The sequence below is a fragment of the Streptomyces morookaense genome (genome assembly GCF_013030945.1).
Lineage (GTDB): Bacteria > Actinomycetota > Actinomycetes > Streptomycetales > Streptomycetaceae > Streptomyces > Streptomyces morookaensis.
Genome location: NZ_JABBXF010000077.1, coordinates 1 through 21,708, shown reverse-complemented (window position 1 = coordinate 21,708; position 21,708 = coordinate 1). Strand labels below are relative to the sequence as shown.

General features: G+C 70.5%; 13 protein-coding genes and 2 pseudogenes. 4 read left to right on the top strand and 11 right to left on the bottom strand.

What is annotated here, in order from left to right; translation table 11 throughout:
• Positions 1-72: 72 nt before the first annotated feature.
• From HG542_RS27255 to HG542_RS27215, 9 genes are all read right to left on the bottom strand, one after another.
• The gene (locus HG542_RS27255) at positions 73-1,296 is read right to left on the bottom strand and encodes an MFS transporter (RefSeq protein ID WP_171085956.1); all 1,224 of its coding nucleotides are present in this window, start codon (positions 1,294-1,296) and stop codon (positions 73-75) included.
• A complete protein-coding gene (locus HG542_RS35700; RefSeq protein ID WP_171085954.1) occupies positions 1,293-2,561 on the bottom strand; it encodes an ATP-grasp domain-containing protein in 1,269 nt (422 codons plus the stop codon). Before HG542_RS35700 ends, HG542_RS27255 begins: the two co-directional genes overlap by 4 nt.
• Positions 2,558-3,739 (bottom strand): DegT/DnrJ/EryC1/StrS family aminotransferase, encoded by a 1,182-nt coding sequence (locus HG542_RS27245; protein WP_171085952.1) that lies wholly within the window; start codon positions 3,737-3,739, stop codon positions 2,558-2,560. Before HG542_RS27245 ends, HG542_RS35700 begins: the two co-directional genes overlap by 4 nt.
• A complete protein-coding gene (gene blsG / locus HG542_RS27240; RefSeq protein WP_171085950.1) occupies positions 3,736-4,893 on the bottom strand; it encodes an arginine 2,3-aminomutase in 1,158 nt (385 codons plus the stop codon). The genes HG542_RS27245 and blsG overlap by 4 nt, the downstream gene beginning before the upstream one ends.
• A 34-nt stretch (positions 4,894-4,927) precedes the next feature.
• Positions 4,928-5,815: a CGA synthase-related protein gene (gene blsF, locus HG542_RS27235; RefSeq protein ID WP_171085948.1), complete on the bottom strand. Its 888-nt coding sequence runs from the start codon at positions 5,813-5,815 to the stop codon at positions 4,928-4,930.
• Positions 5,803-6,801, bottom strand: a complete 999-nt coding sequence (gene blsE, locus HG542_RS27230; RefSeq protein WP_171085946.1) for a cytosylglucuronate decarboxylase — start codon at positions 6,799-6,801, stop codon at positions 5,803-5,805. The genes blsF and blsE overlap by 13 nt, the downstream gene beginning before the upstream one ends.
• 47 nt (positions 6,802-6,848) lie before the next feature.
• Positions 6,849-8,033, bottom strand: coding sequence for a hydroxymethylcytosylglucuronate/cytosylglucuronate synthase (locus HG542_RS27225; RefSeq protein ID WP_171085944.1), 1,185 nt, complete (start codon positions 8,031-8,033; stop codon positions 6,849-6,851).
• A 277-nt stretch (positions 8,034-8,310) separates the two neighbouring features.
• The gene (locus tag HG542_RS27220) at positions 8,311-10,887 is read right to left on the bottom strand and encodes a DUF6185 family protein (RefSeq protein ID WP_171085942.1); all 2,577 of its coding nucleotides are present in this window, start codon (positions 10,885-10,887) and stop codon (positions 8,311-8,313) included.
• A gap of 14 nt (positions 10,888-10,901) precedes the next feature.
• Positions 10,902-11,294 carry a hypothetical protein gene (locus tag HG542_RS27215; protein ID WP_171085941.1) on the bottom strand — a complete coding sequence of 131 codons (393 nt, stop codon included), beginning with the start codon at positions 11,292-11,294 and terminating at the stop codon, positions 10,902-10,904.
• Between the two features lie 144 nt (positions 11,295-11,438).
• Between HG542_RS27215 and HG542_RS27210 the strand changes: the two are divergent.
• Positions 11,439-11,832: pseudogene (locus HG542_RS27210) on the top strand (hypothetical protein); the annotation flags it as partial.
• A gap of 411 nt (positions 11,833-12,243) precedes the next feature.
• On the opposite strand, the gene HG542_RS27205 reads toward HG542_RS27210, so the two are convergent.
• Together HG542_RS27205 and HG542_RS27200 are read right to left on the bottom strand one after the other, a co-directional pair.
• Positions 12,244-12,768: a hypothetical protein gene (locus HG542_RS27205; protein ID WP_171085937.1), complete on the bottom strand. Its 525-nt coding sequence runs from the start codon at positions 12,766-12,768 to the stop codon at positions 12,244-12,246.
• Between the two features lie 142 nt (positions 12,769-12,910).
• Positions 12,911-14,722: an RICIN domain-containing protein gene (locus HG542_RS27200; RefSeq protein ID WP_171085940.1), complete on the bottom strand. Its 1,812-nt coding sequence runs from the start codon at positions 14,720-14,722 to the stop codon at positions 12,911-12,913.
• Between the two features lie 1,106 nt (positions 14,723-15,828).
• Between HG542_RS27200 and HG542_RS27195 the strand changes: the two are divergent.
• The 3 genes and pseudogenes from HG542_RS27195 to HG542_RS27185 all read left to right on the top strand — a co-directional run.
• Positions 15,829-16,143, top strand: a pseudogene (locus HG542_RS27195) (chitinase); the annotation flags it as partial.
• A gap of 115 nt (positions 16,144-16,258) precedes the next feature.
• A complete protein-coding gene (locus HG542_RS27190; protein ID WP_171085939.1) occupies positions 16,259-16,699 on the top strand; it encodes a hypothetical protein in 441 nt (146 codons plus the stop codon).
• Positions 16,700-16,745: 46 nt separating this feature from the next.
• A partial coding sequence (locus HG542_RS27185; protein WP_171085938.1) for a type I polyketide synthase occupies positions 16,746-21,708 on the top strand: 4,963 nt, incomplete at its 3' end.

Genomic DNA, 21,708 nt, shown 5'->3' with positions numbered 1-21,708 from the left:
CCTCGTGTGCGTGCGCCGGCCTGACAGGGGGAGAGGAGAAGGGAAAGGGACAGGGCGGAGGGCGGGCCGCGTTCACACCGCACACTCCGCCGGGACGCCGGCCCGTCGCCCCAGCAGCCCGCGGCAGGCGAAGGCGAGAGCGGCCCCGGCCAGCGCCACGCCGGCCGCCACCGCGAACACGCCGTGCGGGCCCACCGGTTCGATCAGCAGCCCGCCGGCCTGCTGGCCCACCGCGTCGCCCACGACGGTCGCCAGCGACGCCCAGGTGAACGCCTCGGTCAGCAGCCGGCTGTCCGCGACGGTGCTGACCAGTGTCATCTCGCTGGCCGACACCAGGGCGATGGGCGCACTGCCCACAGCCAGGGCCACCCCCAGCGTCGGCTGGGACGTGGCCAGGAGCGGCAGGGCCGTGCCCACGGCGAAGGCCAGGACCAGACGCGGAAAGCGCCGGTGCGGCGCGACCTCGGACTGCGACCGCCCCAGCCACAGGGCCCCGACCGCACTGCCCACACCCCAACAGGCGTACACCACACCGGTGCTGCCGCGGCTGCCGTGCGCGTCGACGAAGGCCGGAATGGCCAGGGTCATCAGGCCGATGGGCACCGCGCACACCGCCATGATGGCCATGAGGGCGAGCATGGCCGGTGAGCCGAGCGGTCCCAGAAGACTGCGCGGGGACGGCTCGTCGGCCGTCTCCCCGGTCCCCTCCGGCAGCCTGGTGGAGGCGATTCCCAGTGCGCCCGCGCCGCCGATCGCGGCCACCGTCGTCAGGGCGATCCCGGCGGAGCCCGAGAGCATCAGACCCGCCAGCATCAGCGGCGCGCCGATCACCAGCACCTCGGTGAGCAACGCCTCCCACAGGTAGGCGATTTCCCGCTCGTCCTCCTTGAGCGGCAGGCGGGCCCACAGCGAACGCATGCAGGCATTGGCCGGCGGCAGAGCAGCCCCGGCGACCAGGGCCGTCACCGGCTGCGCCCAGTCGCCGGGCCGGGTGGCCCACACCAGCGCGGTGAGCGCCGAGGGGTAGACCAGGCCGGTGACGACGAGCACGGGACGCCGGCCCCTGCGGTCCACGCGCCGGGCGACGAGCGGGCTGCCCAGCGCCATGCCCACGGTGTAGAGCGCGGCGACGAAGCCGGCCTGGGCGTAACTGCCGCCCTGCTCACGGACGACCAGCACCATGGCCAGGGACATCAGGTACACCGGAAGCCGGGCGACCACGCTCCACCAGGCGGGCCCCGCCACCCGGCGGCGCGTGAGCAGGTCGAGGAAACGGCTGGGCAGGCCCTTGGTCACTGCGTCGGTTCTCCGTTCGTGGCGGCGCCGGTCCGCTGTGCCGCGGCGGGGACGACGTCGATCGTGAAGGCGTCGAGGACGCTGCGCATGCACTGTTCCACCTCGCCGATCGATGTGCCGGTCACATGGACGTACCCGGACGCGTTGTGCGAGGCGCGGCGTGCGGCGACCGCGTCGCCGACGGCCACCTTGAGCACGGCGTCGACGACTCCGGGGATGCGCAGCAGCTCCTCCCTGGGCGTGATGCGGCGGACGGTGCCCGACCCCGGAAGGGGCAGCAGCAGGTCGCCCGCGCAGCGGCGTTCACCGTACCGGAGGGAAGGACGGCGGCCGCGGTAGACGTCCAGGGTGGCGCCGAACACATCGAATCCGTAGGCGTGTCCGTGGTTCGCGGTGATCTCGCAGCCCGCGAGCCGCACGCCGATCTCCCCGGCGTGGAGGCGGCCGTCGACCAGGAAGAACTCCATGTGGAGATAGCCGTGGTCGAGACGCATGCCGGTGGCGACGGTCTGCAGGAGGGCGCGCAGGTCCACGGGCGGCGCCTCGTCGGTGCCGACGCTGATGTTGGCGTTCATCGCACCGTCGACGATGTCCAGCGGCCGGCACGGCATGGCGCTCGGCCAGGCGTCGAGCACCTCGCCGTCGTGGACGAGCCCGCACACCTCCCACTCCGTCCCGCCGAGGTGTTCCTCCACCATCCAGTCACGCGACCCGAAGTCGATGCCGCTGAGGGAGGAGGGGCCGGTGAGACGGAAGGTGTCGACGCAGGCGAAGGAGTCCACGGGCTTGAGCACCAGCGGCCACCCGTGCACCGCGGCGAACCGCTCCACGTCCGCCGCCGCGCCGACCCGTGCGTACGAGGCGGTGCGCAGGCCCAGTTCGCGGAACAGGTCCTTCATGGCGGCCTTGTCCCGTGCCCAGGTGACCTGTTGCTCGGTCAGGTGCGGGAGGCCGGCCAGGGCGGCGAAGCGCTGGGCGACGGCCTGCCGTGGCTCCGAAGGGTTGCAGAAGCGGCTGGGCGGCACGGGCAGGGCGGCCTCCGCCCACGCCGTGTAGCGGCGGGCCTCCTCCTCCAGCGGCACGCCCTCGCGCACCCAGAACGCCGGCAGGTGCGCGGTGTGCCGCAGATGGTCGTCGGACAGGTCGCGGCGGAGCTCCGCGAACCGCAGCAGCACCAGTCGGCCGGCAAGGGCGCGGGCCGCATAGCGGGTGAAGGTGGAGGCGCGGTCGTCCACCATCAGCAGCGCCGGCCCGTCCTCGCTCATACCGCCTCCAGGGCCTGGCGGACGGCCTTGACCGCGAGAACCTGTTCCTGCTCGGGCAGTTCGGGCGACAGCGGCACGCACAGCGTCCGGTCCAGCAGGTCGCGGGTACGGGCGAAGCCGTCGCGGCTGAGGGCGAGGGGCAGGCCGGCCGGAGCGAGGCTCCAGGGAAAGCCGTCGGCATACAGCGAACGCCGCCCGGCGAGCACCGGATGTGCGGGCAGAAAGTACTTGTCGAGCGTCCAGTTCGCGATCCCCCGCTCGGTGAGGGTGGCCACGGCCGTGTCGCGCAGCTCCCGGCTCTCGCACCGGAACCGCAGACTGATCTTGACGTCGCCGGGGGCGCGCGGCAGCACCTCCAGCCCGGAGCGGTCGGGGAGTTCGTCCATGGCGAGGGCGTGCATGCGCTCCAGTCCGGCGAGCAGCTCGTCGAGGTGGCGGAACTGCTGGAACTGGATGGCGGCCACGCCCTCGCTGGTGACGAAGTTCTCCCCGTAGTGGGCGTCCGCGTTCCATGTCGGGTAGCGGCCGGGCACGCGGGCCGAGCCGTGGTCGTGGTAACAGCGCATCGTCGCCCAGGCGTCCGGGTCGCCGGTGACGATCAGGCCGCCCTCCCCGGAGGTGAGCACCTTGTTGTGGTGGAAGCTGAACGTGCCCGCATAGCCCGCGGTCCCGGCGTGCCGGCCGTCGGGGAAGCGGCCGCCGAGGGCCTGGGCGCAGTCCTCGACGACGTAGGGCACCCCCTCGGGGAGCGGGGCGACCGTTCCCTCCATGTGGGCCACGATCACCCGCTCGGTGTCCTGCGGCAGCAGCGTCGCGTCCAGGGAGAGCGAGTCGTCGACGTCCACGAGCACCGGGACCAGGCCGCTGGAGAGGACGGCGCCCGCGACGGCCACGAAGGTGACGGCCGGGATGTGGACGAGGGCACCGGTGCGCGGGCGGGTGGAGATCAGGGCGAGGCGCAGGGCCTCGGTGCAGTTGTGCACCGCCAGCACGTGGGCAGCGCCCAGCCGTTGGGAGACACGCCGCTCCAGCCGGGAGGCGATGCTCTCGCTCTCGGTCTGGTATCGGAAGAGCACGCCGTGGCCGACGGCCTCGCGCAGCTCGTGCATGTCCGACCAGTCGAGGTAGTTGGCGCCGTAGGGGAGGAAGCGCTGTCCGAGCCGTTTGTCGAGACTCATGGGGCATCGGGCTCCGTGATCGGGTGCACCGCATCGCCCACGGCCATCTCCTGGCCTCGGTAGTTGCGGAGCAGCAGGCCGCCTGGGGTACGGGTGAAGTACGGTCGGGCGACGGGGATCTTGCCGATTTTGGTGGTCAGGACGTACTGGGGCACCCCGAAGCCGGTGATGTGGCCCTGCAGGCCCTCCATGATCTCCCAGCCCTTCTCGACGGAGGTCATGAAGTGCGAGACGCCGGTGACGTTGTCGCAGTGGTAGAGGTAGTAGGGCCGCACCCGGATGCGCAGCAGTTCCGTCATGAGCGTGCGCATCGTGGCGACGTCGTCGTTGATCCCGCGCAGCAGCACGGTCTGGTTGCCCACCGGGATGCCGTGCCGCAGCAGCCGGTCCACGGCGGCGGCGGACTCCTCGGTGATCTCCTTGGGGTGGTTGAAGTGCGTGTTGAGCCACACCGGTTGGTAGCGGTCGAGCATCTCGCACAGCCCGTCGGTGATCCGCTGCGGCAGCAGCACCGGGAACCGGCTGCCGATGCGGATGATCTCCACGCTGGGGATGGCGCGCAGCCCCGAGACGATCTCCTCCAGCTTGCCGTCCTGGTACGACAGCGGGTCCCCGCCGGTCAGCAGTACGTCCCGGATCTCGGGGTGGTCGGCGATGTAGCGCAGGTCCTCCTCGAACGAACCGCCCTCGTTGTCACGGAAGTAGGTTCCGCTCACATCGGTCGTGTGGAACTTGCGGGTGCAATGCCGGCAGTAGACGGGGCACGCCTCGGTGATGAGCATGATGACGCGGTCCGGGTACTTGTGCACGATCCGGTTGGTCTTGCGGTAGTACATGTCGCCGACCGGGTCGACCTCGGCACCGGGGAACTCCGTCAGCTCGCCGAGTGCGGGCACGGCCTGCATACGCACGGGGCAGGCGGGATCGTCGGGGTCCATCAGGGAGGCGTAGTAAGGGGTGATGCTCCAGCGGTACTTGCCGGCGGATCCGGCGATCGCCTTCTCCTCGTCGGGGCTCAGGCGGATCCACTGCCGGGCCCTGTCGACGCTGGTGATGCGTTTGCGCATGTGCCAGCGCCAGTCGTTCCACTGCTCGGCCGGGATGCGGGGCCGGAAGGAAGCGGGGTCTGCGGTCGCGTCGTGTGTGCCGGGCATGGCGGCTCCAGTGGCTTGCGATGTCGGCGAACGGTCACAGCGGGGCGAGGGAGAGCTGGCGGAGGCTGCGGGCGACGCGCTGGGCGCCCCGCAGGTCGTCCAGCGCGGGGTCCAGCGTTCTCCACGGCCCGTCGCCGGCGGGCGGTGCCCATACGGACGGGTCACCGGGGTCGGTGACCACCGGCACCGGGACCGTGCGGGTCACGCGCTCGCACAGGTCGCGCTGTACGGGCCCCAGCGGCGGCAGGAACACCAGCGGTGCGCGCCGCGCCTGGGCGAGCGCCAGGGTGCCCAACACCGGTGCGGCCAGGAAGACTTCGGCATCGGCGTGCAGGGCGTCCACGTCCACGTCGGCGGCGCGGGTGGCCCGTACGCTCCCGATGCCGTCGAGTGCGGCGCGGGCCGCTGGGAGGCGCGTGTCGCAGACCACCTCGCAGTGCCCGGTGCGGTGCACCGCGGCCCGGACCAGGGCCCGTAGCGGACCGGCTGCAAACGCCTCGGCCTCATGCTCCGCAACGTCCCACAGGGACAACAGCATCAGGGTGCCGCTGCGTTGCCGCTTCCTGGACAGCCGGGCGGGTGCGAGGGCACCGGTCGCCCGGATGCCATGGCGCTCGGGCCACGGTCCGGGCAGCCAGCCTGGCCGGTGCAGTCGGCGCAGGGCCCGTCCGGCCGGGCACGGCGGCGGGGTGATCCGGTGCGCGGAGGACAGGTGCACCACCGGCACGTCCCGCTCCAGCAGTTCCTCCGTGGCCGCCTCGTCGTCGCAGACCAGCGCGACGTCCGGCGGTTCGGACAGCCCGTGGACCGGCGTGAGTTCGTCGAGATGGGCGGCGATGCGACGGCAGGCCAGCAGTGAATCCAGCTCCTCGTCCCGGGAGACGAGCGCGATGCGGCGGCCCGCCGGGTTCAGTAGTGCCATGCCGGCACCGCCCCCAGCCGGGCGACATCGTCGCTGTACCCCGCCGCCGTGGTGGAACAGCCGCTGCACACCTCGGGGCCGCGCTCGCGGAAGAAACCGGCGTGCGCCCGGAACGCCGGGGTGTCGAGAGCGACGGCACCTCCCTCGTGCAGGGGCGCACCACCCGGTCCGCTCCCGTCCTCCCGGTGCGGCAGACAGCTGCAGGCGTACATCCGCCCGAACTTCCCGTCCACGTAGATGACATCGTCCACCACATGGCACACCGGCCGGGACGCGCGCGGTGTCAGCGAGCGGGTGAAGTACTGCTGCTGCTCCTCGGGGGTGTCGCCGTAGAACCGCTTCCCCAGGGGGACGAGCAGATGGGCGGGGTCGGCGTCGTAGACCGGGTCGCACACCCGGCGCACATCGGCGGGGTCGGGGTAGGTGATGGAGCGGTCGAGTTTGAGGGCGGACAGCTCCCACTGCTGCACCCCGGCGTCGGTGAGGACCTTCTGCAACCGAGGCATCTCGGCGTAATTGTGCGGGCCCACCACGGTGTTGACCCTGGGCAGGATGCCGAGCCCGGCGGCGGAGCGCAGTCCGCGCAGTCCGTTGTCGAACATGCCGGGGGAGCGGCGGTAGACGTCGTGGGTCGCGCCCGAGGCACCGTCCAGGCTCACGATCACCTGGGCCAGGCCGGCCTCGGCAAGCGGCTGCGCCATCTTCGGCAGCAGCATTCCGTTGGTGATGAGGGACATCCGCATGCCGGCGGCCGAGCCCGCGCGCACCAGGTCCACGACGTCCCGGTGCATCAGCGGCTCACCGCCGGTGAACCGGACGTACCCCACGCCGGCGGCCAGGGCCCGGGGGAGGAGCTCGGCGAAGTCCTGGGGGGAGAACCGGTAGGTGTCGCGCGAGAGCGCGAACTCGCACATGAAACAGTCGGCGTTGCAGGCTTCCAGGATCCTGATGAAGAGATAGCGGTGGCGTTCGCGACGTCCGGACATGGAAACGGAACCTTTCGGGCCGTTCACGGGCGGTGGGGGGCGACGGTTCAGGCGGGCAGGATCTCCAGCAGCGCATCGGCCACCTGGGCCGCGCCGCCGGTGCCCACGGCGGTGGTGAGGGCGCCCCAGTCGGTGACCGCGGCGGAGCGTTGCAGCGCGTCGAGGATGCGGTCGCGCAGGGTGGCGGCGGTCCGCCCGCCGTCCGATGCCGCCGCGCCGATCCCGTCGTAGATCAGTGCCAGGGCGTGGTCCTCGCCCTTGGCCCGCAGCGTGAGCGCCTCGCCCTCGCTGAAGACGTCGTCCGGCCAGGTGGCGCGGACGTCGGCGCCGGCGGCCTGGGCATGGAAGCGGCCGTTGAAGATCTGGCTGAGGTTCTGCGGCGGCAGGCAGACCGTGGGGACCTGCAATCTGCCGGCCTCCAGCAGGGTGGTGAGCCCGGGGGAGGTGAGCAGGACGTCGCAGTGGGCCAGTTCGGACAGGAAGGCACTGGGGGAGAGGGCGCCGGTCGTCAACTCCAAGGATGCGGGCGCATGGTGGGTGAGCCGGTCGGTCAGGGCGGCCGGGAGGTTGCCTGCCAGGTGTGCTCGTGCGACCCCGTGGGCGGCGAGGGCTGCGAGCGCGGCGGGGACGACGACGCGCGGGTAGCTCGTCCAGTCCGCGAGGTAGGGGGAGCGCAGACCCCCGAGGCTGACCAGGGCCGTACGGTACGGCCGTGCGGCAGCGGACCTGCCCGGGGGGACGGGCGGGGGAGTGTCGATGACCGCCTCCACCCAGCGCAGGGTGGGGACGGAGGCCAGGACGTCACGGCACTCGGGCGGAAGGTCGAGGCACTGCTGGGCGCAGTAGACGGTGGCGTTCAGCGGCAATGCGTCGCGGTCCCCCTCGGACCACATGAACGGGAGGCTGTCCACGAAGACGGTGGGGACGCCGGCGTTTTCGAGTGCCGTGGCGACGGGGCCGTCCAGGACCACCAGTGCGGCCTGAACGTGCTGGGTGCGGGTTATCTCCTGTACGCCGGCCCGGAGTTCGGGGACGGTGTCGGGCAGGTCGTGCCATGGGCCGACGGGCTGATCGGCCAGCAGGGGGCGCCCGAGGCCGGACGCCAGGCCGATGAATCGCAGGGGGGTTCGGGAGCGGTTGCGCAGTGCGGACAGGACGGCGTTCAGCTTCCCTGAGCTGCCCCAGCCGAACTCCGCACCGGAGACGGCGATGGTGGTGGGTTCGGGGTGCATCGCATCCTTTCCCGGCTCGCTCGGAGCTGAGCCGCGGTTGGCGGGCGCACGGGGACGGACGCGAAGCCACAGGGCGAACGCGCCGAAAAGTTCGGTGTGATACGCAACGGTCACCTATCTTGCCGATCAGCACAAGAGCGGTAGGTTCATGTTTCAGCCATCAACAAGAAGTGTGGTGAAGCTACTTATCCCCGTAGTTGCAAAGACCCTGGACAGCCGGGGATCGGTACCGGCGCACACCCCGGGCGCGCAGCGCGGTGGGAGACCACCGGCTGGCTCACGGCTTCAACCGGCTGCCGGATTCGGTGAAGTACCTCAGAACCGTCAGCACTGCCACCAACTGGACCAGCACATAGGCGATCTGCGCGGAGAAGCTCCTCATCTGGTAGACCGACAGCAGCAGTCCGAGGCGGTTGGGCCAGAAGCGCCGCTCGGAGCGGAAGGTGTCCGCATCCATGGCGAGACCGGTGAAGGTCAGCACCAGAAGCATCACGAAGATCCCGAAGATGGCGGTGCCGACCTCCTGGTCGGTGATGAGGTTGCCCACGCTGCCGAGCCCGATCAGCAGGGCGTAGGCGATCACGAGACTCAAGGCACGCGACGGGCCGCGGCGGCCCGGAAGCAGACGCCAGAGCGCACCCAGCACCAGGCCCGCGCCCGCCCAGGTGAGCTCCCAGGACACGAACGTCCACACGACCTCGGGTGCCCCGAAGTAGTACTGCCCCGTGCGCATCCACTGATGCTCCGGTGAATAGGTCAGCCACACGAAGAGCAGGCTGCCGGGAACGCCGAAAGCGGCCGCCAGCAGTGCGGCACGGCGGGAGTTGTCCCACCACTTGGCATGAGGCCCCCAGCTGAGCGCCACGTCCACGACCGTGATGCTGCCGGGCAGTGACGGCCGCACGGCACCGGCCGCCCCGGCCGCCGGCCGCCAGCGGTGCAGCCCGCTCAGCTCCTTCTCCAGCGCGTGCCGGCTGAGCCCGCCCTCGCCATGCCCCTGCTCCAGGCCCCGCAGCAGACCCACCAGTTCCCGGTAGCGGCGTGCGCGGGCGATGAGGTCGTGACGGGCCGTCTCGGTGATCGTTTCGCCCAGTGCCGGAGCGCCCTCGTACCCCTCGAAGTGCTGAGTCAGGACCGAGCGCCGCTGCCCGACCGCCAACAGGCCGTACAACGCGACGATGTCCAGCGCCAGCCAGAGACTGGCCAGCACCTGGCTGCCCGCGTACGAGCCCTGCCGCCAGGCCACCACGATGGCGAAGAACACGGCCAGCAGAAGGCAGTCCAGCCGGCCGGGGCTCGCGCACGGCACATCCCGCCCCAGCTCCCTGGCCCGCAGCAGCGCCACGATCCCCACACCCGTCAGCACCCAGGCCAGTGAGGAGTAGCACCACGTCGGGACCTGAGCGGAGAAACTCACCAGATCCTGGCCCAGGGAGACCAGATACTGCGGTCGGTACCCGGCGGCGCTGCGGTCCGTCAGCCAGCTGATCCGCTGCCAGTGGCGCTCGTCGGCCCAGGTGGCCCATCCCGTGAACAGCAAGGCGACCACGGCCGTCCATGCCCCGATCCGGCTCGGCCGCCAGGGGGCCGCCGACAAACGCAGCAGCCCGCCGGCGCGGGCGAGCGACCGGGCCCAGAGCAGCAGGCCGGTCAGCCACAGCCACAGCAAGGCCGCGCTCATCAGCGTCAGCACGGCGATGTCGGCGGCGGAGAGGTTCTTGAGGGGGGTGAAGGACGGAGGCAGTCCGAACAGGGACGGCACCGTGGCCGCCAGCCCGCCTGCCACCGCCACCAGCGAGCACATCACCAGGACCGACCTCGGTGGTCGGGCGGATGCCACAAGGCCCCAGCCCACCAGGAAGCCGATCAGGGTCTGCCAGCGGGCTGCATCGCCGAGCCAGTGCTGGGTACCCCCCGCCTCGGTGGCGACATAGAGAACCGCCCGGTACAGCAGCAGGATCGAGATGCCCATGGTGGCCTTCAGCAGCCCCCACTGCAGAAGCGAGGTACTGCTGTTCTTCTCCTGCTCGGTGATCCCGTCACCGGCGGGCTGGCGACGGGCCCGGAGCGCGGCGAGCACGATCACGGCCGAGGTCCCCAGCCACCATGTGGTCTCCCCTGCGGCGCTGGCCACCAGCCACGGTGCCGTGAATTTGCCGATCTTCGCCGTCCAGGCGCGCTGCCAGGGCGGTGCCACCTGCACCGTCACCATGTGGCCGGCCCCGGTGAGCGGGCCGAGCCCGGTCCACACCAGACGCCCGTTGCCGGCGGTCGAAGGCCTCGGGGACACCCCGGACGCGTCCAGGCCGTCCAGATCGATCTCGACGTGGTCCCAGTGGGAGCTCATCAGCGCCGGCGACGGCGCGAGGGCCATGGTCCACTTCCCCGTCCGCACGTCGATCGTCCACGGACCGACCGCGGACGTCCCCGGCTGCTTGAACCAGAAGAGCGTGTCGTAGCGGACGGCGACCCAGGACGCCTCCTCGGTCACCCGCGGACTGTGCGGACGCCACTCGTCGCGGCGCAGACCGGGCTGCGGGCCGCGCAGAAGACACCCCATCGCGTGCCGGTAGGCGTCCGAATCCTCCTTCAGCAGAAGGTCGTTGGCGTACGGCCACGCAGCGGGAACCCGGATGTTCATGGTCCCCGAGGCCTCGACGACGGCATGGCCGTGGTTGATGATGCGGAGTTCGGCCTGCGTCCGGGCCGAGGCGAGCTGCTCGGCGCGGCAACTGCCCGCGGTTGCGGAGTCCGCCCGGGCGGGGCAGGCCCCCCACCACACCACCAGCCCTGCCAGCAGCAGGGCGGCGCACTGCCTCCACCAGTGCGCCGTATCCCGGGCGTCCTGCCGCATCGGGCCCAGGATCCCTACGCTGCTCCGCTCCGGGCCTTCTTCCTGTTTCCGGGACACCCGCTGGCGAGGTTGCACTGCAGGATCACCTGGTACGCGTGGCCGGCGGCCTTCTCGTCGCCGTTCTTCACGAACCGCCACTGCGAGGGCCGCGTGTGCTCGGTCGTCGCCGCCTTCTCCACGCTGACCTGGAGGGTGCGGGCGGAGATGTCGTGGGTCTCGACCAGGATCTCGTCGGAGGCGACGGGGAAGTGGTCGTGCAGCAGACACAGGCCGAAGCGGTCGAGGTTGCCGTGTTTCTCCAGCACGGCCACGAGATCCCGTACGAACCGCTCGTCCTCCGGGCCCAGGCCCGCGGCCTCCTCGAACCGGGGAAGGGCCTTGCGGGCAGGGCTGGTCTGCTTTCCCATGATGCGCTCCCAGAAAATCGCGTGAGTGGCACGTGAGTGGCAGTGGAAGCGTAAATGCGGGCATATGCTTCCCGCATTTCGAGCAAGCCGCACGGGGTGCCGAGGCCATTGACGGTGGTCACGGACAACTTTATTTTTTGACGAATGCGAGGGGGCCCGAGGGCCCGACGACAAACCGCCGGCCCGGTGCGACAGGGGTGTTGGGAGAACTGGGACGGAGCGGCCAACGGTTCCTACCTGCCGCTCGGCTGGATCTCGATCACCGACGCCCGTATCCGCGACCACGGATAGACCGTCCTCGACGCTGTATTCCCCGTCATCTGCTCCGACGGCACCGGCCTGGTGAACTGTCGGCCTCGCAGGCCAACCGGATGCCTGTCGGCTTCGGTCTGACCATGGCGCCCGAGACGGCCTACGTCACCGGCGGCAGCGTTACCTATGGCTCGATCTGGGGCGCTTGCCTGCCCATCGTCAAGAAATACGCGGACAACGACCGCCTGTGGGGCTGAACATGCAGTACTACGACAGGATCAAGTACTACGGGACACCTCCGCCTGCGCGGAGCGGACCAGCGGGCGGCCGCGTACCAGGGCGAGGGCTGCGTGAGCTCCGCGCAGGCGGAGCTGAACGCGAGCCGTACCGCGGGAACGGTGCCCGGCCGCCTCTGCCCACGCTTTGCAATGTCCGTCCCCGCCTGCTGGGACAGCTCCGCCCCCAGGCCGATCGCCGTGTCCCGGGCCCCCGGCATGACGACGTCCACCATGCCCATGGACGCCTTGATCATCCCCGACGCAACAAGGTGCAGCCGGTCCAACGTAAACCCCTCCCAGCCGGCACGCGATCTGTTCTATCTCAGACAGGACCGGGACTTCGGGAGGGGGCACACGATCAGACCTCAGGTGCGATGATGTTCAGGTCCCAGCGCAGTCCGTTGCGCACCGTCCCCGGCTCAAGGCGTGTGACCGGAGCCGTCGTTGCGACGCTGACTGGCCGCAGCCTCAGCAGAGTTACGGTCACGGTTCGCTTCCGGCCAGAACTGCAGCAGCCACCGCTCGACTCCGTAGGCGACGCCGACCTCCCGGGTCACCCGTGCCACCTCGTTCCGGTTGCCTGATGAGACGCGAACCCGCCACCGGCCTGCACTGCCCAATTTGATCGTTTCGTCCGCGCGCTCCATACTCCAGATCCCGAGTTCTCCACTCACGGTCTCAATCTGGCTTTCGGCCGTCTCATCCCAGCTCTGTCGACTGTCGGGATCCGGCTCCGCATTCCAGACCTGAACCACGGCGGAGGCCGTGTGGGTATGGCCGGCGCTACCGAAGTCCAAGCGCATGGGATATGGCTTCAGGAACGTACCGGATTCAGCACCATCCGGGTATGGGGATGGAATCAGAGTGTCATGTGATTCCTGAACGCTGAATTGACAGTAGGTCACACGAACATCGAAGTCTTGCTCACTCAGCAAGGTGGCCATGGCACTCCTTCAACAAGGCCGCAGTTCCATCCCAACACCCCATTGGACAAGTGTGGGTGCCGCCCACGAGCGACACCCACATCTTCTACACGACAGCGCCCGGCGCCGTCACAACAACAGCAGTGTCATGAACGCTTTGCCATCAGCCCTGCGTCCACACCGCGCCAGTCTGTCCACCGTTGTCCCATTGCTGCACGCGTGCACCGTTCTCGGCGCTTGAGTTTTCCACTTCCAGCACCTTTCCGCTGTTCACGTTACGGATGATGCGATTGCCCGCGTTGCCCTGCATCTGCCACTTCTGTGTCGCTATGCCTACGCAGTCGTATTGCTGTGCAGGAGCCCCGTTGTCCGTGCGCGAGTTGACGATTTCGAGGCACTTGCCACTGTTCGCGTTCACGATGTTCACATACTGGCCGTCATCGGTGGGCTGCACCAACCAGTCCGCCCCAGGCTGTCCGTTGCAGTCCCACTGCTGCGCCCGAGCGCCGTTGTCCTCGCTGGAGTTCTCGATCTCCAGGCACTTCTTGCTGCTGTTGATCAGCAGGCCGCCATGCTCCACGGCCTCGCCGGTGACGCTGATGGTGAAGCCGTCATCAAGACCCTCGATGATGCGATTGCTCATGTAAAAGGCCTTGAGTATGGTGCCGGCGTCCCGGTTCTGTGTTGCGGGCACCGGTAGGACCGAGAAGTTGCCCTTGGGGGCGTGAGGGTCGTACTCGGACTGCGCCGCGCCCTCATAGGTGGACGCCATGGGAAATTCGTCGCACTCCTTGGCGCCATCCTCTGCGTAGCCGTCGCCCCAGTATTTCTTGCAGTTTTGGACCGCCAGGATTCGATTCCGCTCGTACTGAGAGGTCTCAGTAAGGAGGCGATGCAGCGGCGAGCCAGGGACCTGGCCCGGGATCTTTTTACCTTCCGGAGTGGGCGGCAGGGTGTGGTTCGGGTCATTGAACGCCTTCTCGACATGGAGCGCAACACCCCGCTCCGGAGCGCCATCAGCCTTGCTGTACTTCAAGGGCGTCACCACACTGAACGCTGCCGAGCCGCGGTTGTCCGGGTTTCCCTGCCCGGTCGAGTTCCGAAGATACTTTGCCGCATCCCACCGAGGAGCCATCATGAACGGACTGCCCGACGTGCCATTTCCCTGCCAGCCAGGAGGAACATGAGACGTCAGGACCGGCTGGTAGGCGGCGAAGACCGCGTCCGCTTTGCCGGAGCCCGTCCCCTGGCCGGGAGCCACCCGCGCGGTGTGCTCAAAGTGTGCCGTGGGCCGTCTAGTTGACAGCTCATCCCAGGTCAGAGTGAGCGGCAGTGGGCCACCACTCTGCACCTGCGCCTTCGCCGGCGACATCATCGGGAACTTCGGCTCGATGGTGTAGGTGAGACCCGCCGTCCCAGTCTTTCCGTCCTTACGGAAATTGGTGATGTCGTAGTCGAAGTACATCGTGCGGTCCGACTCTTTCGGCACCGTTCCGCGTATGAACAACGTGAGCGTGCTCATACCGACGGGCGTCCCGTTCTGAATCCATACCTGGTCCGCCTGGAGCGAAGTGCAGACCGCGAAGCGTGACTTGATGTACATGACGTCGCTAGGGCCCATGTGATCCTGGCACTCTTTCAAAGTCATGCTGCGCGCCGGTTCCGGATACGACACCCCAGCGGCCAGGGCTGGCTGCTGAGGGTCGCCTGCTCGTGGCGTGACAGCAGGCCTTGAGGTCTTCGGCGCCCACGAAGCGGCCGGCCCCACAGTCTCCAAGGGAACCTGGGCCTGGTCATCCTCTTGGGCCAGGCCGGCCGATCGGTGAGCTGTAAGACGGCTTCGCAACTGGGCGAGCGTCGGCGCGGGCGGGTTACCACGCACAAAGTAGGTCTCGACCGACTGCTCGACCGCCGCATGAGCGACGGTCGGCATGACCAGCGGAACAAGCCCTGCGGTGGCCGCAGCCGCGAGCAAGGCAATAATCCGACTTCGGATCTTGGCCCTCGGACGCACGAGAGATCCCCCCTCCAGTGATCACCGGTAGGCACTGCACCTACCAGCGGCACATCACAGTCGAAAAGGAGTGCGAACGCCTGCAAGATCGTCTTGCGTGTCTGAAAAGTGCGTACAATCGGCGCACAAGCGCCCTTTGAGCCTGTGCAAGGCCACCCCTACCGTGCATCCCACGGGTGACTCCGAAAGCGGCAGGACAGACCCCCGAGCCCGCCCTGAACCGCACAGAGTCACCAAATCCGCGATTACGACTGGCCGTGGATGACGTGCTCCTCCGGGTTTCGTGGAGCCGCCAGGCCGGCGACGTGGCGATCGAAGACATCGAGGCCGAAGTCGAGCGCGTAGCGGTCCACTGCCCGATCGGCAGTTCGGCGGGGCCGCGAGCGTGGGCGAGGTGGTGGATGGTATTGCGGGCCAGGCCCAGCTCCCGGGCAACGCTACGGAGCTCCTTTCCTCGGGCTACGAGACCATGGGCGGCCGCGTGCTGCCGACTGCCTGGAACGCTGAAGCGCCGAGCGTCGCCCGAAAGATCGACTAATCGCTCTGAATCCGATCCCATAGGGTGGTTGCTCCCATTGAGAACTCAAGCTACCCAATCGCCCCACTGCCTTCCTCGGGCTGGGACAAACAATGGCCGAAAACGATAGCTGGAGAGGTGCTGCCGCCTGAGCGGCGGCGCCATGAGCCCGGAGACGCTGATCCCCGAACATCTCATGCAGACGCGACGGCGTGGAGCTATCCAAGAGGGTGGCTGTCGGCCCGCGTTCGAGTCTGTGAAGAGGGCGCTGCACCATGAAATGGTGCCCGATTCTTTGTTGCTTCCCATGCTCACCACCGCAACCTGCACCGTCGCTTTGGCAGGTGCCGTCGTCCCTGAGGTGAGGCGATGGCTTTCCGGGGGCTCCCCTGTGGGGCCTGGGTGTGGCCACGGTGTGGCCGGAAGGACCGGGAAGACCTGGGAAAGGCAAGGAAGGTCAGCCTGGGTGAACCTCCTCTGACCTGCGTAAACGGGAGACTGTCGGAGTAGACCGGGAAAGGCCGGGAAGAGCGGCGGCAAGTTGTCGTCCAACGGCAGCATGTACGGATGCTCGGGCGACTCCTACGAAGCCGGAACGGTCGCGGGCTTCACCGCGCAGACGGACTGCCTGAACGCCGGACTGGTCGTCCAGGGCACCACCATCCGCGTCCCCTACGACCGGCAGGTCCCCGGACTTCCCGCCCAACCGGGAGCCGGCGGCGGATACATGCCCCCGGAAACCGTGGCAAAGGCATGGAACACCTACTCAGGCGCACTGAAAGGGCTGATGACCTGGTCCGCCAACTGGGACGGTTCACAGGGGTGGACGTTCGGCGACAATGCGAGGGCATTGCAAGGCCGCTGAATTCGGCCTGCGGGCGTGTCCGTGGACAACCCCATCCCTGATCCGTAGCGTGACGCGCAACGCAATTGACTGTTCGAGTGGCACGATTGCGTCGCGACACACGAACGGAATGTCCATGATTCCCACGGAGGCCTCCGGCATCTCCGATCCCCCCGGCCGGCAATTCCCTTGCCACACCCTTTCCCTCGCCCGCGGCGAACAGGACGTGCTGCGGGACGCCCGACGCCTGCGCCACCACGTTTTCCGGGAACGGACCGAGGAAGCCGCGGACGCGGGCCGGCCCGTCGCCGAAGCCGACTTCGACCTGAGCGGGCCGGCGGTGCCCCTCGACGAACCCGGCAGAGGGCATCTCAGGTCAGGCGGCAACTGCCCTGCCCCGGGCGGCATCCGCCGACAGGCGCCGGTCCGCGGAGCGCTCCCGCTCGGCGCCGGGGTGTGCGGCCCGCCCGGCTGGAGCCCGCGCTTCGGCACGGCAGCCGTCTGTCCACCCCACTCGCTGCGCCGCGCCGCCCCCGCCCGCTTGCAGCAACTCCCCGACCTCGCCCGGGACTTCTGACCTCCGGGAGTCCGGCCGGGCACGCACGACAGGAGACGGAGCCACCATGGAACGCATCGACAGGGCGCTTGCCGTCGTGGGCGTCGGCTGCCGGCTCCCCGGCGGTATCACGGACCTGGACGGCCTGTGGGCCGCCCTGCGCGAAGGCCGGGACATGGTCGGCGAGGTACCGCCGGACCGGTTCGACAAGGCCCGCTTCGTCGACCCCGGCGCCGTCCGCCCGGGCCGGAGCCACACCGCGGCCGGCGGCTTCCTCGACGACGTGGCCGGCTTCGACGCCGCCTACTTCGGCATCGCCCCGGAGGAAGCCGTGCACATGGACCCCCAGCAGCGCCTGCTCCTCGAAATGGCCGTCGAGGCCCTGGACGACGCCGGAATCCCCGCCGAGTCGCTGGCCGGCTCGGACACCTGCGTCTTCGTCGGGGTCTCCGACCCGGACTACGGCCGCTTCCAGGCCGCGCTGGGCAACCACACCAGCCCGTACACCATGACGGGCGCCTCCCTCTCCATCGCCGCCAACCGCCTCTCGTACTGCTTCGACCTGCGCGGCCCGAGCATGTCCGTCGACACCGCCTGCTCCTCCGCGCTGGTCGCCCTCGACCGCGCCTGCCGCACCCTGATGGACGGCACCAGCTGCACCGCTCTCGTCGGCGGGGTCAACGTGCTCGTCAGCCCCTTCTCGTTCACGGGCTTCTCGCACGCGGGGATGCTCTCGCGGCGCGGCCGGTGCGCGGCCTTCTCCGCCGAGGCCGACGGGTTCGTCCGGGCCGAGGGCGGGGGAGTGGTCGTCCTCAAACGGCTCGCCGACGCCCTGGCCGACGGTGACCGCATCCACGCGGTGATCGCCGGCACCGGCACCAACTGCGACGGCCGCACCCGGGGCATGGCCCTGCCCAGCAGCGAGAGCCAGGAGGCACTGCTGCGCTCCGTCTACCGGCAGGCGGGGGTGGCACCCGACGACCTGGTCTACTTCGAGGCGCACGGCATCGGCACCACCGTCGGCGACCCGGCGGAAGCCGGCGCGATCGGCCGGGCGCTGGGACAGCGCCGCACGACCGGCCCGCTGCCCGTCGGCTCCGTCACATCGAACCTCGGCCACCTGGAACCGGCCTCCGGCATGGCCGGCCTGCTCAAGGCGATGCTGGTACTGCGGCACGGCCTGGCCCCCGCCACGCTGCACGCCCGGCCGCTCAACCCGGACATCGACTTCGCCGGCCTCGGCCTGGCGCCCACCGTCGCCCCCGTGGGACTGCCGCGCCGGGCGCGGGCGGCCGTGGGCGTCAACTCCTTCGGCTTCGGCGGGGCCAACGCCCACGTCGTCCTGACCGCACCCCCGCGCCTGCCCGTCCAGCAGGAACACGGCCCGGGCACCGTACCGGTGGTGGTCTCCGCCCGGTCGCCCGAGGCGCTGCAGCAACTGGCCTCACGGGTCGCCGTACGGCTGCGCCGCACGACGGACGCGGAGTTCTACGACCTCGCCCACACCACCACCCTGCGCCGCAGCGCCCACCCCTACCGCGCCGCCGTCCTCGCCAGCGGCCCGCAGCAGGCCGCGGACCGGCTGGACCGGCTCTTCACGGACGCCCCCTCCGACACGGTCGGCGTCCGCAAGGCCGGACGGGACACGGTGGCCTACGTCTTCTCCGGCAACGGCTCCCAATGGCCCGGCATGGCCGCCGACCTGATGCACGCCGACCCCGTCTTCGCCGCGGCCGTCGAGGAGGCCGACAGCGCCCTCGCCCCGCACCTGGGCTGGTCGGTGGCCAAGGAGCTGACCCACCCCGTCGCACCCCGCTGGGAGCGCACCGAAGTCGCCCAACCCGTCCTGTTCGCCGTGCAGATGGGCCTCGTCGCGGTGCTGGCCGCCAACGGGCTGCGCCCGGCGGCCGTCGTCGGACACGGCGTCGGAGAGGCCGCCGCCGCCCTCGTCGCCGGGGCACTGACTCTGGACCAGGCCGCACAGCTGGTGGCCGAACGCAGCCGCGCCCAGGGCACCACCGTGGGCACCGGGCGGATGGCCGCCGTCGGACTGCCCGAACCGGAGGCCCGGCAGGTGCTGGCCCGCTACGGAACCGCCCTGGAGATCGCAGGGGTCAACAGCGACAGGGACGTCACCGTGGCAGGCGGCCACGACGCGCTGGCCGCCCTCGGCATCCAACTCAAGGCCCGCGGAATCTTCTTCCGCGACCTCGGCCTCGACTACGCCTTCCACAGCCGCGCCATGGACCCCATCGCCGTCCGGCTGTGCACGGCCCTGACCGGACTCGCCCCCGCCGCCGCCCGGATCCCCTTCGTCTCCACCGTCACCGGCACCCCGTTGCCCGGAGAGGAGCTGACGGCCCGCTACTGGTGGCACAACGTCCGCGGCCCCGTCCGCTTCGCCGACGCCATGTCCCACGTCCTGGCCGACGCGGCCGACATCGTCGTCGAGATCGGCCCCCACCCGGTGCTGCGCCCCTGCCTGCGGCGCACGGACGCCCTCTGCATCCCCACCCTGCACCGCGAGGGCGACGGCCCGCGCGAGACGGCCGCCGCCGTCGCCTCCCTCGTCGCGGCGGGCGCCGCCGTGGACTGGCGCATGCACTTCCCCCGCCCCGGCCGAGTGGCGGACCTGCCCGGCTATCCCTGGCAGCGCGAGCGGTACTGGCACGGCACACCGCAGGACTTCGTCCTCCACACCAGCGGGACCGGGCTCCTGGAGCACCCGCTGCTGGGCGAACGCCTCCCGGCGCCGCACCCGTTGTGGCAAGGTGCCGTCGAGCCCCAACTGGTGCCCTGGCTCGGTGACCACAGGATCGCCGGGGCCGTGCTCATGCCCGCCGCCGCGTACGTCGAGATGGCCCTGTCCGCCGGACGCCGGGCACTGGACCGGCCGGTCGAGGTACGCCATCTGGAGATCACCGGACCGCTGCAGGTCGGCTGGCCCGACCCCGGCGGCGTCACGCTCCAGACCGCCGTCACCCCCGAGGACGGCACACTGACCCTCAGCAGCAGCGACGGCCGCGGCACCGCCTGCCACACCGTCGTCCGCGCCCAGGTCCGTACTCTGACCGGGACGGCACCCGCGCCGCTCGACCCCGGCGCGATCCGTGCCCGCTGCCCCCGCACCGTCGACGGACCCGACCACTACCGGACCTGCCACCGCGACGGCCTCGACGTCGGGCCGGCGTTCCGGCTGCTGCGCGAACTGCACGTCGGGACGGACGAGTTGCTGGCCTCCTACGCCTACGAGGAGCCGGGCGACCCGTACACGGTGCACCCCGTGGTACTGGACGGCCCGCTCCAGGCCGCCGTCGCCCTCGACGAACAGCAGTCGGGCGGTGGGCAGTTCCACCTGCCGTCGGCGTTCGGCGCCGTACGGGTCTGGCGCACCCCCTCACCCGCCGGCATCGTGCATCTGCGCCGGCGCAGCCGCACCGGGACCGAGTTCTGCTGGGACGTCACCTACGCCGACACGGACGGCACCGTCACGGTCGAGATCGAGGGCTGCCGCACCCGGCGCACCTTCACCACCGATCACGTCCCGCCGGCGGTCCGGCACACGGTCCTGCGCGCCGCCCCCCTCCCCGCGGTCCCGGCCGCCCCCTCCCCGCTGCCCCCGCCGCCGGGCCTGATGGCGGCCGTCGCGGACCGGGCCGCCGCCTTGCGGGCGGCCCTGGACGCCACCGGGTACGCCAAGTTCACGACCGCCGTCGAGGAGACCGGTGCTCACTGCTGGCGCGCAGCCCTGGACGGGCTGCTCGCCGTCGCCGGCCCCGGCGCGCCGTTCCGCCTCCCCGACCTCGTGACCCGCGGGCTCCGGCCGCAGCACCGGCGGCTGGTCCGGCTGATGCTCCCCCTCCTCGCCCGGCACGGCCTCGCCGAACCCGCCCGCGACGGCTACTGGCGGCTGACGGACACCGCACCACGGCACACGGCCCTGCTGCGCAGCCTGGTAGAGGACCATCCGGCCTTCCACTCCGAGACCGTCCTCCTCAACCGGCAGCTGCGCCGGCTCCCCGAGGCGCTCCGCGGCACCGACGAACCGCTCGACGGCACCGCGTACGAACAACTCCGGGCCACCGCCCCCGCCCACCGCTTCACCCACGGCGTCGCCCGGGCCCTGGTGGGCGAGATCGTCCGGCACTGGCCCGGGGACCGTCCCCTGCGCGTCCTGGAGGTGAGTGCCGGAACGCACGCCCTCACCGCGACTCTGCTGCCCCTGTTGCCCGCGGACCGCACCCGTTATGTCTGCACCACCAGTGGTTCGGGCCTCAGCGGTTCGAGCCGTGCCGAACAGCGCTTCGCCGCCTACGATTTCGTCCACCACCGCGTTCTCGACCTGGATGCCGATCCCGTCGACCAGGGCTTCCACGGCGGAGAGTTCGACCTGGTCGTCGCCGACGACGCCCTGCACACCGCAACCGACCTGACCGCGGCCCTGCGCCGCCTCCGCACCGTGCTCGCCCCCGGCGGCCTGCTGCTCGCCACGGAACCGCACCACGTGCAGCGGCTCGGCCTGTTGGACGGCAGCACCGACGCCTTCTGGCAGCGCAGCGACCGTGCACTGCGCCCGCAGCACCGGCTGCTGCCCTGGGACCGGTGGATGCGGCTGCTGGGGGAGTGCGGCTTCACCGATGCTGTGCGCACGGGCACCGAGGAGCGGTCCGTCCTCCTCGCCGCCGCCGACCGGCCGCCGGTGTGCGAGCCCGCCCTGCCGGAGCCGGTTGCCGGCATGGCGTGGGTCGTCGCCGTGGAGGGTCCCGCCGAGGTGCCGACGGGCCGAGCAGTCTCCGACCTGCTGGGCGGCACCGGGACGGTCACGGCAACGGACGACCCTTCCAACTGGATCGCGCAACTGCCCACGGAGGCAGGGGAACTGGGCATCGCCTTCCTGCTCGCCGAGCCGGACGGTACGGAGAGCGTCGTCGCCCGCACGACCGCTTGCGCGGCCGCCCTGCGGGCCCTGGCCGAGGCCTGCGCCGGACTGCCCGACGGGGTGCGCCCGCAGGTGTGGCTGGTCACCCGGC